This window comes from Collinsella sp. Sow4_E3 (genome assembly GCF_052116285.1).
Classification (GTDB): domain Bacteria; phylum Actinomycetota; class Coriobacteriia; order Coriobacteriales; family Coriobacteriaceae; genus Collinsella.
This window is the reverse complement of sequence record NZ_JBQKLJ010000026.1, coordinates 1-12,912: the sequence shown is the minus strand read 5'-3', so window position 1 is coordinate 12,912 and position 12,912 is coordinate 1. Positions and strand designations below refer to the sequence as shown.

At 64.8% G+C, this 12,912-nt stretch carries 16 protein-coding genes; 15 read left to right on the top strand and 1 reads right to left on the bottom strand.

Going from position 1 to position 12,912, the window contains the following annotated elements:
• Positions 1 to 547: 547 nt before the first annotated feature.
• From ACTQ48_RS10330 to ACTQ48_RS10265, 14 genes are all read left to right on the top strand, one after another.
• Positions 548 to 2,176, top strand: a complete 1,629-nt coding sequence (locus ACTQ48_RS10330; RefSeq protein WP_441029632.1) for a hypothetical protein — start codon at positions 548 to 550, stop codon at positions 2,174 to 2,176.
• Positions 2,177 to 2,198: 22 nt separating this feature from the next.
• The gene (locus tag ACTQ48_RS10325; protein ID WP_441042200.1) at positions 2,199 to 3,554 is read left to right on the top strand and encodes a phage portal protein; all 1,356 of its coding nucleotides are present in this window, start codon (positions 2,199 to 2,201) and stop codon (positions 3,552 to 3,554) included.
• A complete protein-coding gene (locus ACTQ48_RS10320) occupies positions 3,541 to 4,665 on the top strand; it encodes a hypothetical protein (protein WP_441042202.1) in 1,125 nt (374 codons plus the stop codon). The genes ACTQ48_RS10325 and ACTQ48_RS10320 overlap by 14 nt, the downstream gene beginning before the upstream one ends.
• A 44-nt stretch (positions 4,666 to 4,709) precedes the next feature.
• Complete coding sequence (locus ACTQ48_RS10315) at positions 4,710 to 5,246, top strand: hypothetical protein (protein WP_441042204.1); 537 nt, start codon at positions 4,710 to 4,712, stop codon at positions 5,244 to 5,246.
• 49 nt (positions 5,247 to 5,295) lie between these two features.
• On the top strand, positions 5,296 to 6,195 hold the full coding sequence (locus tag ACTQ48_RS10310; RefSeq protein WP_441042207.1) for a major capsid protein: 900 nt from the start codon (positions 5,296 to 5,298) through the stop codon (positions 6,193 to 6,195).
• A gap of 13 nt (positions 6,196 to 6,208) precedes the next feature.
• A complete protein-coding gene (locus ACTQ48_RS10305) occupies positions 6,209 to 6,523 on the top strand; it encodes a hypothetical protein (RefSeq protein ID WP_441042209.1) in 315 nt (104 codons plus the stop codon).
• Positions 6,524 to 6,539: 16 nt separating this feature from the next.
• A complete protein-coding gene (locus ACTQ48_RS10300; protein WP_441570843.1) occupies positions 6,540 to 6,917 on the top strand; it encodes a hypothetical protein in 378 nt (125 codons plus the stop codon).
• Entirely contained in the window at positions 6,904 to 7,311 is a 408-nt protein-coding gene (locus tag ACTQ48_RS10295; protein ID WP_441042210.1) for a DUF6093 family protein, read from the top strand. The genes ACTQ48_RS10300 and ACTQ48_RS10295 overlap by 14 nt, the downstream gene beginning before the upstream one ends.
• Positions 7,311 to 7,694, top strand: a complete 384-nt coding sequence (locus tag ACTQ48_RS10290; protein ID WP_441042212.1) for a hypothetical protein — start codon at positions 7,311 to 7,313, stop codon at positions 7,692 to 7,694. Before ACTQ48_RS10295 ends, ACTQ48_RS10290 begins: the two co-directional genes overlap by 1 nt.
• Entirely contained in the window at positions 7,691 to 8,116 is a 426-nt protein-coding gene (locus ACTQ48_RS10285; RefSeq protein ID WP_441042214.1) for a hypothetical protein, read from the top strand. Before ACTQ48_RS10290 ends, ACTQ48_RS10285 begins: the two co-directional genes overlap by 4 nt.
• On the top strand, positions 8,113 to 8,313 hold the full coding sequence (locus tag ACTQ48_RS10280) for a hypothetical protein (RefSeq protein ID WP_343089994.1): 201 nt from the start codon (positions 8,113 to 8,115) through the stop codon (positions 8,311 to 8,313). Before ACTQ48_RS10285 ends, ACTQ48_RS10280 begins: the two co-directional genes overlap by 4 nt.
• 3 nt (positions 8,314 to 8,316) lie before the next feature.
• A complete protein-coding gene (locus tag ACTQ48_RS10275) occupies positions 8,317 to 8,832 on the top strand; it encodes a phage tail tube protein (protein WP_435541590.1) in 516 nt (171 codons plus the stop codon).
• 81 nt (positions 8,833 to 8,913) lie between these two features.
• Positions 8,914 to 9,321, top strand: coding sequence for a hypothetical protein (locus ACTQ48_RS10270; protein WP_441085627.1), 408 nt, complete (start codon positions 8,914 to 8,916; stop codon positions 9,319 to 9,321).
• A gap of 65 nt (positions 9,322 to 9,386) precedes the next feature.
• On the top strand, positions 9,387 to 9,632 hold the full coding sequence (locus tag ACTQ48_RS10265) for a hypothetical protein (protein WP_343090034.1): 246 nt from the start codon (positions 9,387 to 9,389) through the stop codon (positions 9,630 to 9,632).
• Here the strand turns inward: ACTQ48_RS10265 and ACTQ48_RS10260 are convergent.
• Positions 9,629 to 10,039, bottom strand: coding sequence for a hypothetical protein (locus tag ACTQ48_RS10260; RefSeq protein WP_441570841.1), 411 nt, complete (start codon positions 10,037 to 10,039; stop codon positions 9,629 to 9,631). The two genes, ACTQ48_RS10265 and ACTQ48_RS10260, sit on opposite strands and share 4 nt — an antisense overlap.
• A gap of 32 nt (positions 10,040 to 10,071) precedes the next feature.
• Between ACTQ48_RS10260 and ACTQ48_RS10255 the strand changes: the two genes are divergently transcribed.
• On the top strand, positions 10,072 to 12,894 hold the full coding sequence (locus tag ACTQ48_RS10255; RefSeq protein WP_441085629.1) for a tape measure protein: 2,823 nt from the start codon (positions 10,072 to 10,074) through the stop codon (positions 12,892 to 12,894).
• The last annotated feature ends 18 nt before the right edge of the window (positions 12,895 to 12,912 follow it).

The following is a 12,912-nucleotide window of genomic DNA, read 5'->3' as shown; positions in this document are numbered from 1 at the left end:
GCACAAAACAGTCCGGCGGGTTCAAATTTTTCCCAAGCGCGGTGAGATGCCGCGCTCTCGTTCTCTGCCGTGAGATGCGGCAAAGGAGGCTCCAGAATCATGGCGAAAGGTGCTCGTATCCGCTCTGGGCCTATGCCGGACGAGAACTCTGCACGGTCTGATGCTCGCGGCTACAGGCTGGAGGATTTGCCAGCGTCCGGCTATGACGGCCCGGTGCCCGACTTTCCACTGCCCAACGTGACTGATCGTGAGTCTGAGGTATGGGAGTGGGCGTGGCGGACTCCGCAGGCGTGCGCGTGGTCGATGGACGTGTCGGGGTGGCTGGTGCGTTCGGTGGCGATGTGGACTCGGCTGTCTGTCCGGTGTGAGGACGCCACCGTGTCGGCCCCGGTGCTGGGGCAGTTGCATCGTTTCGCTGAGCACATCGGCTTGACGCCTGCTGGTTTGGCAGCTCTGGGGTGGAAGATCACAACCCGCACCGCCTCGTCAGTCGAGGCTGAGGCTGCGACGCCGAAGCGGTCTCGCGGCTCGAAGCTGAGAGCGATCAATGGCGGCCTCGCTTCCTGACGATGACTGGTCGGTTGCGTGGCCAACTCTGGGGTATCTGTCTGCTGACTGGATCGAGGCCCACTGCCTGGTCGCTGACGGCTGGTCGATGGGTGAGCCGTTTGTGCATGACGGCTGGCAGTTGTGGTGCACACTCAACCATTACAGGGTGAAGCCGAAGGCGGTGTTTAACCAGGCCCGCCCGGTGGGTGCGCCAGCGTTCCAGTATCGCCGTTCGCAGGTGGTGGGGCCGCAGAAGACGGGGAAGTCGCCGTGGGCTGCGTCGCTGATCCCGTTCGAGGCTGTCGGGCCGTGCATTTTCGCTGGCTGGGCTGTTGGTGGCGAGCGGTATCGGTGTGTCGATCATGGCTGCGGTTGCGGGTTCGTCTACGCCTACGATGCGGGTGAGCCGATGGGTATTCCGCGGCCGGTGTCCCGCATCCAACTGTTGGCGACGGCTGAGGATCAGACCGACAACATTTACGCGCCGCTCCAAGAGATGATCAGGCGCGGCCCGTTGCAGGAGCTGATGCGGGTTCGTGAGGATTTCATCCGCACGCCGAACAATGGCGAGGTGTTGCCGATCACGGCTGCACCGAACTCGAAGGTGGGCGCTCCCATCCATTTCGCGGTGGCGGATGAGTCAGGCCTGTACACGGGCAAGCTGATCAAGGTATGGCAGCATATGCGCCGCGGCTTGGCGGGTATGGGTGGTCGTGGCCTGGAGGTGACGAACCCGTGGGACCCGATGGAGAACTCGGCGGCTCAGCAGACGTTTGAGTCATCATCGAAGGATATTTTCCGGTTCTACCGCAGGCCGCCCACTGACCTGAGGTTTGAGCTGAAATCTGAGCGGGCGAAGATTCTGCGGTTTGTGTATCGCGGGTCGCCGTGGGCTGATCTGGAGGCAATCGAGGCCGAGTGCGCCGAGTTGATGCACACCGACCCGGCGCAGGCGAAGCGGTTCTTTGGGAACATGCTGGTGCAAGGCTTGGGCGCGTTCCTGCCTGAGGCTGTGGTGGAGGCTGCTGAGCTTGCGGTCGACGTGCCGGACGGCGCGGCGGTGTGTGGCGGGTTTGACGGGTCACGGTCGAGCGACTGGACGGCGCTGCGATTGCAGACGATTGACGGGCATCGGTTCACGCCAACGTATGGGCCAGATCAGCGTCCAGCGGTATGGAACCCAAGGGAGTGGCCGGAGGGTCGTATCCCTCGCGGCGAGGTTGATGCCGCCGTGGATGAGGTGATGCGCCGCTACAGGGTGGGGCGCATCTACTGCGACCCGCGGCACTGGGAAACGCAGGCCGATGCGTGGGCGTCGAGGTTCGGTGACGATGTGGTGCTGCAGTGGCCGACGAACTCGATTGCGCGCATGTTTCCAGCACTGGTCAGGTACCGGGAGGACATGGCCGAGGGGTTGACGACGCACGCCCCGGATGAGGTGTTCAAGGCTCAGGCGTTGGCGGCCCGGATGGTCGCGAAACCGGGCGACAAGTTCATTCTCGGCAAACCGGCTGAGCATTTGAAGATCGATGTGGTGATGGCTGACGTGCTGGCGCACGAGGCTGCCGCGGATATGGCGGCGGCCGGTTGGTCGACCGAAGCCAAGGAAACGATTTTCTTCCTATGAGTCGCGAAAGGGGTGGCTGCGTGTGCTGAGTGTTGACGAGCTGCAAACTCTTGACCGGCTGTACCTCGACCTACGTTCCCATCGTGATTCTGACGACATGCTGCTGTCCTACTACGACACGGAGCATGCCTTCACGCATATCGGGTTGGCGTTGCCGCCTGAGTATCGCCGCGAGTATGACGTGATCACGTCGGGGGCGGCTGTGGTGGTGGACTCTGTGGTTGATCGCCAGCAGATGCGCGCCCTCGTGCTCCCCGGCGAAGAGAAGGCCGATGACCGGTTGCGCGCTATCTGGGATGCGTCGAACGGCGACGTGCAGCTCGCGATGTTCAATCGGGATCGCAGACTGTTTGGTCGGGCGTTCCTGACGGTGGGCGGCAATAACAAGAATCCGGATCTGCCGTTGATCCGTGCCGAATCTCCGCGTGAGATGGCTGGCCTTGTTGATGAGCGTCACGAGATGGTGACGGCGGCTGCACGGTTCTACGGCGTGGATGCCGTGACTCGACGCACCCCTTGTTTCGCGACGCTGTATCTGCCTGATGAAACGGTGTGGGTTGAGTGGTCGCCGCGTACCGGCAAGTGGGTCGAGGTCGACCGCGACCAGCACCGGATGGGTGTCGTCCCAGTGTTCATGCACCTCAACAAGAGGGTTTCAGGGTCATGGGTTGGGAGGACGGCGCTGACCAGGGGCCTGCGGTCGATCATCGACAGCTCGTGCCGGAATCTGACGAACCTGCAGTTCGCGGTCGAGTCGCATGGCATCCCCCGCATCTTCATGACTGGGGTCGTGAAGGGCGATTTTGTTGACCCGAAGACTGGTGAGCCGTTGCCGGTATGGGCCGCCTACTACAACGCGATTCACACAATCACAAACCCGCAGGCGAAGGTCGGACAACTCACCGCCTCCGATTTGAAGAACTTCCGCGCCGCCCAGGAGGCGTATGCGATCGAGATGTCGGCGGCGACGGGCTTCCCGATCTCGTATTTCGGGCTCTCGACAGCGAATCCTCCGGCTGAGGGCGCGATCGTGGGCGAAGAGAAACGGCTTGTGCGTACCTGTGAGGCGGAGAACTCCGAGGTGGGTATGACTGTCGGATGGGCCGCTGCGCTCGCCTATCAGATCGCGACTAAGACGCAACTCCCCGGCAACAGGGTGCGGGTGGATTGGCACAATCCGGCGACCCCGACGGTGGCGCAGCGCATGGACGCGGTCGTGAAGGCCAAGCAGTCCGGCATCGTGTCCCGAGAAGGCGCTTGGGATGAGTTGGGGTGGTCGCCCGCCCGAAAGCGTCGCGAAGAGGGATATTTCCGTAACGAGGCGAACCTCGACCCTGAAATGCAGCTCGCATCGGAGCTGATACGTGGGACCGGCTGACAGTTTCCATCTGGCGCAGATCGCGACCGGGCGCGGCGTCGAGGTGCTGGTGTCGCGGATTTGGCGTAACGGCATGCGGCGTCCTGAGGATTGGCCGGATGTGTCGCGGCGACTGTCAGTGACGGTTGCTGCCGGTCAGGTGAGGGCTGCTGAGCGTGCTGGCCAGTTCGCGGCTGACGCTCTGGGCGTGGACTCGCTGATCAACCCGCGCAGCTTCGCCGGTCTCGCCTCCGATGGCCGCTCGCTGGATGGGCTGCTGTACTCGGGTGTGGTGCGTGCGCGTTCGGCATCGGGGCCGATGGCTGAGCGTATGGCGGCTGGTGGTCAGTGGATGGCGGGCCTCGCGAAGACCATGGTGGCTGACGCTGGTCGGGCTGCGACGCAGGCGACGATTGCGGCAACGCCGCGAGCTGGGTGGGTGCGTCTGGTGCGGCCCCCGTGTTGCCAGAGGTGTGCAGTGCTGGCTGGGAAGTGGTTCCGATGGAATGAGGGTTTCCGGCGGCATCCACTGTGCGACTGTGTGCATCGTCCGGCGCTGAGTGCGCCGCCGCCCGATTATTCGTCATCGATCGCACCTAGCCAGATTCACGACCTGACTGAGGCGCAGCGCAGGGCGATAGATGAGGGTGCGGACGTCAATCAGGTGATCAACGCTTATCGCAGAAGCTCGAAGAGTCGCGAATCATACCTGCTGACTACTGAGGGGATGTCGAAGCACGGAACCGCGAGGAACGCCTTGGGTAGATCGGGGAAGAGGCTTACCCCAGACGGCATTTTCCGCATCGCGGAATCGCGGGAGGAGGCGGTGCGCCTCCTGGTGGAGCACGGATACATCCTCCCCAATGTGCCGCTCGGGAGAGGCGGCGCTGCCGGGTACGGACAATTCGGTCGCGGCGGCAAGAGGGTCGCAGCACGGAATGCGGTCGAGCAGGCAAATGCGGCCGGAGTCAGGGCTGGCGACAGGTACACGATGACTGCGGCGGAGCGTCGCATGCACGACGCCAAGGTGAGGCTGAATGCGGCTCGCAAGAGCGGCGATTCCTCCGAGATCGCCGCCGCGGAGAAGGCATATCAGCGTTGGTTTGCGACAAGCGGCCAGATTTACACATGACCACCCGGGGCGAGATGCGCCGGACAAAACATGAGGGAGACGAGATGTCCAACCCCGCAAGCAATGCCGTGCCTGATGAGCAGGTCGAAGCGACCAACCAGCCGCACCCCCCAGACTCTGGCGGCGATTTCAAAAACGACGACTCGAAAAACGCTGTGCTCGCCGATCTGGCCAAGGAGCGCGACAAGCGCAAGGCGCTGGAGGATCGTTTCAACAAGCTGGCGGCCGCGCTCGGAGTCGACCAGAAGGCCAGCAAGGATGCCGACCTGTCGGAGAAGGTGGCCGACTTGACGACCCGCCTCGACGTGTCGGAGTTGGCGCGTCGTCACGGCATCACTGATGAGGACGATTGTGCTGCGCTGGCGGCCGTCACTGATTCGCAGGCCCGAGCCAAGCTCGCTGCCCGCCTCGCACCCCAGAAGGGTGCCGAGAAGGGTGAAGAGCCTGACGACGCCACCGTTTTCCCGCGCCCCAAACCGGATGCCTCGCAAGGCTCCAAGGGTGCGCCCCCCAAACCTGAGCCGCTGCCGGGCCGCGACCGTCTGGTTGCTGGCATCGAAGCGGCGCTGGGGAAGAAATAAGCCGTCTCGCCACCCCCGGCGAGCGAAACCAGAAAAGGAGTGAACAGCTATGGCTGTTACTTTCGCACAGGCCGCCACGTTGGTGGCCGACCCCGTTCGCCGGGGTGCCATCGAAACCGCGTCGCAAGTGTCGTGGGTGTGGGACAGGATGCCGTTCGAGGACATCGAGGGCAACGCCTACGCATACGACAAGGACAAGGTGCTTCCCGGCACCGCGTTCCGCACCGTCAATGAGGCGTACGTCGAGTCGACCGGTGTCATCAATCAGGCCACTGAGAATCTGGTGATTCTGGGTGGCGACGCCGATGTTGACCGCTACATCGAGCGCACTATGCGTTCGGCTCGCGGCGTGCTGTTGGCTGACCAGATCAGGATGAAGCTGGAGTCGGCGCAGGCCACCTACGTGGACGCCATGTTCAACGGCGACACTGCGGTTGATCCGAAGTCGTTCGATGGTCTCAAGAAGCGGCTCGTCGGGTCGCAGGTCATCGACTCAACTACGGCCCTCACTAGCGACGCCGCTCTGGACGACCTCGACAGCCTGTTCGCGGCTGTCGACGGCGGCCCCGATGTGGTGTACACGTCGAGTGATCTGCTCGGCAAGTACAAGTCGCTTGCGCGCAAGCTCGGCGGCTCCGAGTACGTCGTCTCGGAGATGACCGGCAAGCGTGAATGGACCTGGAACGGCGTGCCGTTCATCGACCCCGGCAACCACTGGTCGGGGCGCAAGATTCTGCCTGTCGGCGGCGGCGACCTGTACGCGATCAAGTTCGCCTGGAACACCGGCTCGGTTGGTGTGATGGGCATCCAGAACGGCCCGCTCGACTGCTACACGGTCGGCGAGTTGCAAGAGAAGCCTGCCTACCGTGCACGCATCGACTACTACCCCGGCCTTGTCGTGCAGGGTGGCCGCGCCGCGGCTCGCCTGCGTGGCGTCCAGAAGGCCTGAGAGGAACTGGATCATGGCTACTCGACCCAAAACAACCCGCATCGCGGATGACCAGACGCAAAACAAGCCGCAGACCACCGCAGCAGGCGACGCGCCCGCCGACACGTTCGACCCGGCGGAGCGTGCCAGCTCAGCGCCGGCCGACAAGGCCGCTGCTGCGGCTGCTGGTCACATGACGGTGAATGCGATCAAGCCGGTTGCCTCTATCCCGACACCTGCTGGCGGCAACCGGTCGGAAACGTATTCAGCGTTCGATCAGACCGGCAAGGAGTTCACCGTCACCCACAACTATGACACGGGCGCGACGAGCGCCGTACCGAAGGGGTGACTCAATGAGTGAGGGGGTGGCGAGGCGCTACTCGCAGAGCGATCTGGAGGCGAATTTGGGCCGCCCCCTCACCGATGCCGAAGCGCGTCAGGCCGAGCTGTGGACTGAGTGGGCTGAGGCGACCATCGCGAGACGCACGGGTGGCCTCGACCAACTAGACCAAGACATGTTGCGCATGGTGCTCGTAGAGTCCGTGTCAGCGCGACTGCGGCGTCCCGATCCGGTGACGCAGGTCAGTGTGCGTGTCGATGACGCGTCGGTGATGCGCAGCTATGCAGCATCGACCGGCCTGATCGAGATCCGCCCCGAATGGTGGGAAGCCCTCGGAGTGGTCGAGACCGGAGCGTTCTCAGTGTCGCCATACGGGGAACCTGGCCGCCATGTTGCTCGATGACGTGCGGGCCGAGCTGCCCGGACTGAGGGCGCAGGCCGAATCGCTGATGACCTCACAATGGCGCATTGAGCGGGACACGGGTGAGATGTCCGAGTCCGGCTACAGCGACCAGGCTATGCGAGAGGTCGTCTATGAGGGGCGAGGCAAGCTCCAAACCTACGAGGGCTACGAGCAGTCAACCACCATCGGCCCATCGTCGGCTGTCGTGCAGCGGATGCAGCTCCATCTCCCGGTTAGCCGCTACAAGCCGCAACTCGGCGACATAGCGACATGCATGCACGCCTGCGATCCAGGGCTTGTGGGGCGCAGGTTCCGTGTCGCGCAAACGTGGCCGGTCAAGGACTTCGCGACCGCCTACCGGGTATCCGTGGACGAGATCGTGAAAGGGGCCTGATGGCTGGTGCATCGATCGACGTAACCGAGGTCCGCGAAGCGGTCGCTGACATGTCGCAGGTGCCTGTCCGAGTGCTCGCGAAGGTCAGGCTGATCGTCGCCAAAGGCTCCCTGAACATCAAGAATCAACTGCGTGCCGAGGCTGAGAAGTCGCGGCACTTCAAGCTGTCCACCCACATCAACTACGAGCTTGACTCTGACGAGTACGGCTCGCAGATCGGGCCGGTGAAGGTGGGTGCGGGCAACCTTGCGAACATCGCCTACTTCGGGGGCTCGCGGGGTGGCGGTGGGACGCTGCCTGACCCGCGTGTGGCGCTGGAGGCCGAGACAGCCGAGTTCATGCGCCAACTCGCGGACGCCGCGGTCGAGTCGGTGTTCTCGTGAGCACCGTCGTCGACGCTCTGGACGCGATGAAAGCCCGCCTCGAGTCGGTGCTGTCGGTGCCGGTGCTGATCGGTGACGGCACGGGCTCGACGCCGCCGTTCGTGGTGGTGTGGTCCGGGACAGAGGATCGGCAGGCCGACGAGTCGGCTGCTGGCTCGTGCGGGCAGTGGTCCGCACCTGTGGGCGTGACGTTCACGGCCCGTCTGCCGCGGACTGCGCTCCGCATGGCGTCCGATGGGAAGCAGGCCCTAACCCCTGACTTGATGCCCGCGCTGCTGCCGTCATCGGTGGCGCGGTTTCTCATCACTTACGAAGAGTCGACGCCGGTTGATGTCGACAGGGCTGTGGTGCTGCCCGAATCCAACACGAACCCGGCCTACACGGTCGTCATGTTCACCGTCTACACCCAGGAGATCTCATGAGCCTCATCGCCGCTATCGATACCCGCACCGGGAAGGTCCTGCCTGATCTGGTGCCTGAGCACTGGCTGGATCACCCGCTGCTGGGTAAGCATCTGGCCCCCGTCGAGGACGCAACCCCGGTCGAGCCGGAGGGCGAACCCATCAAGGACAACACCCCAACCACAAAGCGCGGCAAGGCCGCTGAAACGAAGGAGTAAGCCATGGCCGGAGGAGTACGCACCCTTGCCGATGGAAACACGAAGCTGACTATCCTCATCACCCGCCCCGCGAACCTCGACGCGATCACGCTGACGGAGTTGCAGGCCGGCATCGAGGCGTCCTGCAAGGTCGCCAAGAGCGGTACGAAGTTCTCGCCGTCGGCGTCGGATACAGAGCAAGACGCCCCCCTGTGCAACGAGGGTAACTCGGCTGCGCTGGGCGCCTCGAACTACGAGGGCACGCTCGCCCCGTTCTGGTACCTCGACAAGGACGGCAAGTACGTCCTCGAGGACAACGCGGTCTACGAGGCGGCACGCGCCAAGGGCGCGACCCTGACCTACGTGTTCCGCGAGGGGCCGAAGTCGGCGGTGGCGTGGGCGCAGGACGACCGCTACGACGCCTACGTGGGCGTCTCTGATAACCCGCAGAAGTCGGACGGCGGCGGCTACGTGAAGCGCACTATCCCAGTGCAGGTGCAGGCCGCCGCGCTCGACAAGACGGTCGCCGCCAGCGGCTAACCCCCCCCCATCCGCGACTGTCCGGCCCCGAGCTGTCCTTCCCCCGGGGCCGGGCAGTCGCACCTACTGGAAGGACACCCCATGACCAAGAAGAATGACGAAGCGCTTGGCGAAACCACCCCGCAAGCGGTGACCGACGACACCCTCGACCCTGCCGGGTTCGACCTCGCCGCATGGCTGGAAGGTCTCGCGCCGGCGAAGGCGCACTATAACCTCGAGGGCTGCGAGATCGTGATGCAGGCCCGCACTCAGACGTGGCGGGACGAGTTCATCGCCACCCACGAGAAGGACGAGGACGCCGAGCAAACCAATCTCGAGTTCCTGGCGGCGCACATCGCATCCCCGGCAGGCATGACCGCCGATGTGCTGCGGGCCATGCGCGAGACGCACGCCCCCGAGGTGGATGAGCTGGCGACATTGGCGCTCCAGCTCGACACGAAGCCGCGCAGCCAGATCGCGCCGCGTTTTTTGCCCTCTGCCTCCGACTGACAGGCAACGCGTGGGCGCTGGACGCGCTCACGTCGGCACGCGAGTGGGGGGTGCGTCCCAGCGTCATGCTGGGCATCCCCACCCGCGTACCATGGTCGGAGGTTGACCGATACCTCGCCCAGGCTTTGACGATCCGGGATGCGTCGCTGTGTCCGGGTGGCTGCGGCCACTATCTGGACGAGACCAGCGAGATGGATGGCTGGCATGAGGAGCGCCGCATCCGCTGTGATGCGTGCGCGGCGAAAGCGGAGGCCGAGAAGCAGGAGCCGACGCAGCCGGGCGAACTGTCCTACGCAGTGCGGGTCGACTAGCTCTGCGCGTCCGCAAAGACCCGCTCGCGATGAGTCGGGCACAGATTCTGGGCCGCTGACAGGGTGATCGCCGCCGCGAGGTCTGGGTCGGGGTCGCCGCCCCCTCCCCATCGCATGAGCAAAAGTGCGGCCGCTTTCCATCCAGCCTCATACCCGCCGCCGTCGTCGAGCGCCCTGCATGCCGCCCAACCTGCCATCAGCAACTGATTGTCTGTGATCTTTCCGACCTTGGCGCCGGTGACCGTGATCATCGTCCGGAACATGTCGGGGTCGGCTGGCTTGGTGGGGCTGGGCGTTGGGGTGGTTGTCACGGTCACGGTCTCGGCCGCAGGGGCTTGAGTCTCAGTCGCCGGGGGTGAGCAACCCACCGCGAGCAGAGGCAGCAACAGCAGTAGTGCACGACGCATGACACCAATCTACGCCGACAGGGGGTGACTCGATGGCTGATCGCAGCATCGTCGTCCGGCTGAGGGCCGAGGTCTCGGACTTCAACGCCCAGATCGGCAGCGCCTCCAAGTCGCTGTCGACCCTGATCGATGAGTCGAAGCAGTTCGACAAAAAAGCGACCACGACGATGGGGCAGATCGTCCAGTCGGCCAAGCTGCAGCGGGAGGCGTGGACGGGCACTGGGCAGGCGATGATCGCCGCTGGCGCGCCCGTGCTCGCGTTCAACGCGGCGATCGCCAAGACCGGCATCGAGTACAACACTTTGCAGCAGAAGTCGCGGGCAGCGATGCGCACCCTCATGGGTGGTGCCCGTGAGGCGAACGACCAGATGGACAAGCTGGACGAGTTCGCCCGCACCTCGCCGTTCTCCAAAGCGGTGTTTATCTCGGCCCAGCAGCAGATGCTCGGCTTCGGCATCGAGGCGCAGAAGGTCATCCCATACCTGTCGGCGATCAACGATGCGGTGGCGGCGACGGGCGGCTCGAACGAGGACATTTCCGAGCTGACGCGCATTTTCTCCCAGGTGAAGGCGGCGGCGAAGATCACCGCCACGGACCTGATGCAGTTCGGTCAGCGCGGTGTGGATGCTGCGACCCTGATCGGCTCCCAGATGGGCAAGACGGGTGCCGAGATCAGGGGCGAGATCACCAACGGCACGCTCGATGCTGGGCAGGCGCTCGATGCGCTCGCCGCTGGCATGTCGGAGCGGTTCGCCGGCGCGTCCGCGAACGTCAAGAATACGATGACCGGCGCGACGGACCGCGTGAAGGCGGCATGGCGTGACATGGCGTCGCTGATGACGGAGCCTCTGGTCGGGAAGAATGGCGGCGGCCTGCTCGTGGATGCTACCAACGGCCTCGCTGACTTCCTGCGCCTCGTCCAGAAGCTACCTGCCCCCATCCTGCAGGTCGGCGGCTTGTTGTCGACCATGGGGTCTGGGGCTGTGGTGCTGGGCGGGTCGCTACTGGTGCTAATCCCCAGGATTGTGGAGACGAAGGCAGCGCTCGATGCGATGCGCACCGGCCCGCTGGCCGGCGTGTACGGCGGTTTCCTCAAAGTGGCGAAGGGTGTCGGAATCGCGGCGGCGGCGTTCGCTGCGGTGCAGATCGCTGGCACCATCCTCAGCCAGTTCACCGCGCACGCGTTGGATGCCGCGAAGGCCGCCGAGGAGGTGGAGCGGGCCGCGAACGGCGTGGGTGATCTGGGGCGCATCTTCCGCGACGCCGACGACCCGGCCCGCGAACTGGCAGGCGGTGTCCGCGACGTTGCGTCCGCGTTCAAGTTCGTCAACGGGATCGATCACTCGTGGGGCGCAAAACTCGGGTACGCGGGAGAGAACGCCGTAGCGGGCCTGTTTGGTCTCGAGTCCCAGATGGACCGTGTTGGGCAGTCGTTCAAGAACTTGGACGCCGCAGTCTCTGGCATGGATGCGAGCAAGGCGGCGACCGTCATGGCTGACGTCGTGAAGCAGGCTCGCGAGGCTGGCGTCAGCACCGAGCGTCTCATCGCCCTGTTCCCCGAGTACAAGCGGAAGCTGGAAGATCAGGCCACCCAGCTCGGCATCACCGCTCTCACGGCGCAGGACTACGCCGACTGGATGGGCGGCGAGGTGCCGGTGGCGATCAGGGCCGCCGCGTCGGCAACCAAAGAGGGCACCGAAGCACTTGAGGAGATGGACCCGGCCGCCAAGAAGGCGGCCGAGGCAGCGTCGAAGCTGGCCGCGAAATGGCTGGAGATGGTGTCAGCGGCGTCGACCTCGTTCGTGTCGATCAGGGGCGCCTATCAGTCCGTCATCGACAAGAACAAGGAGCTGGCCGAGAAATCCGCTGACGCTACGAAGTCGACCACGGACTCCTGGACGGCCTTCTACGACGGCGTGACCGTCAAGACCCGTGACTGGATCAAAGCGCTCGAGGAGCAGGTCACCGCCCAGCGTGATTGGCAGACGAACATGCTGACGCTCTCGTCGCGCGTGTCGCAGGGCATGATCGACGAGCTGGCGCGTCTCGGCCCCGAGGGCGCACCGCTGGTGAAGCAGCTGACCACAGCATCGGACTCAGAGCTGCAGCGCCTCGAACGCCTGTTCGCCTCCTCCGGAAAGGAGGCCGGCGACAACTTCGCCATGAACCTCAGCGACGCCGGTCCCATCCTGCAGGAGGTCGCACGCAGGCACGGTAGGGCGGCGGCCAGCAGGCTGGCACGCGAGCTGGCGGCGGGCAAGACCACACTGCAGGACATCGTGCGCAACTACAACCTGACCACCTCGGTCAGCGTGCAGACCGGGCAGGCTGAGCGGCAATACTACTCGTTCGTCCGCAGCATCAGCGGCAAATCGGTGTCGGTGCAGGTCAACTACAAGCCGGGCAAAATGCCCGGCCTGGTCGCAGGGTTCGCGACAGGTGGTCAGCCGCGCAGGCTGTCGTCCGGTCTGATCAGCGGACCCGGCACGCCGACGTCGGACTCGATTCTCGCCCGCGTGTCGACGCGGGAGTTCATCCACAACGCCTCGGCGGTCGACCATTACGGCGTGCGCGCCATGTACGCGCTCAACTCGAGGCAGATTCCGCGCGAAGTGTTCGCGGCGATGGGGTATGCCTCGGGCGGCCAGCCAGGAACGAGGCCGTCGGTGACCGTCCCGACACCCACCTCGGCCCGACTGTCGCTCGACACCTCGGGCGTCGCGGCTGCGGTCGCTGCTGGCCTGGCCGGTGCCCGGATTGTGATGGTGGACCCGACCTCGGGTGTGGAGCGGCTGGTGGATGCGCGGATCGAGATGGCTGGCCGTCGGTCGGCATCGACGGTGAGGAGACGCTGATGATACTGGCTCCGCTGG

Coding starts and splice junctions, on each gene's coding strand:
- ACTQ48_RS10330 (WP_441029632.1), top strand. CDS start 548: ATGGCGGCCTCGCTTCCTGACGATGACTGGTCGGTTGCGTGGCCAACT.
- ACTQ48_RS10315 (WP_441042204.1), top strand. CDS start 4,710: ATGTCCAACCCCGCAAGCAATGCCGTGCCTGATGAGCAGGTCGAAGCG.
- ACTQ48_RS10310 (WP_441042207.1), top strand. CDS start 5,296: ATGGCTGTTACTTTCGCACAGGCCGCCACGTTGGTGGCCGACCCCGTT.
- ACTQ48_RS10305 (WP_441042209.1), top strand. CDS start 6,209: ATGGCTACTCGACCCAAAACAACCCGCATCGCGGATGACCAGACGCAA.
- ACTQ48_RS10295 (WP_441042210.1), top strand. CDS start 6,904: ATGTTGCTCGATGACGTGCGGGCCGAGCTGCCCGGACTGAGGGCGCAG.
- ACTQ48_RS10290 (WP_441042212.1), top strand. CDS start 7,311: ATGGCTGGTGCATCGATCGACGTAACCGAGGTCCGCGAAGCGGTCGCT.
- ACTQ48_RS10280 (WP_343089994.1), top strand. CDS start 8,113: ATGAGCCTCATCGCCGCTATCGATACCCGCACCGGGAAGGTCCTGCCT.
- ACTQ48_RS10275 (WP_435541590.1), top strand. CDS start 8,317: ATGGCCGGAGGAGTACGCACCCTTGCCGATGGAAACACGAAGCTGACT.
- ACTQ48_RS10270 (WP_441085627.1), top strand. CDS start 8,914: ATGACCAAGAAGAATGACGAAGCGCTTGGCGAAACCACCCCGCAAGCG.
- ACTQ48_RS10265 (WP_343090034.1), top strand. CDS start 9,387: ATGCTGGGCATCCCCACCCGCGTACCATGGTCGGAGGTTGACCGATAC.
- ACTQ48_RS10260 (WP_441570841.1), bottom strand. CDS start 10,039: ATGCGTCGTGCACTACTGCTGTTGCTGCCTCTGCTCGCGGTGGGTTGC.
- ACTQ48_RS10255 (WP_441085629.1), top strand. CDS start 10,072: ATGGCTGATCGCAGCATCGTCGTCCGGCTGAGGGCCGAGGTCTCGGAC.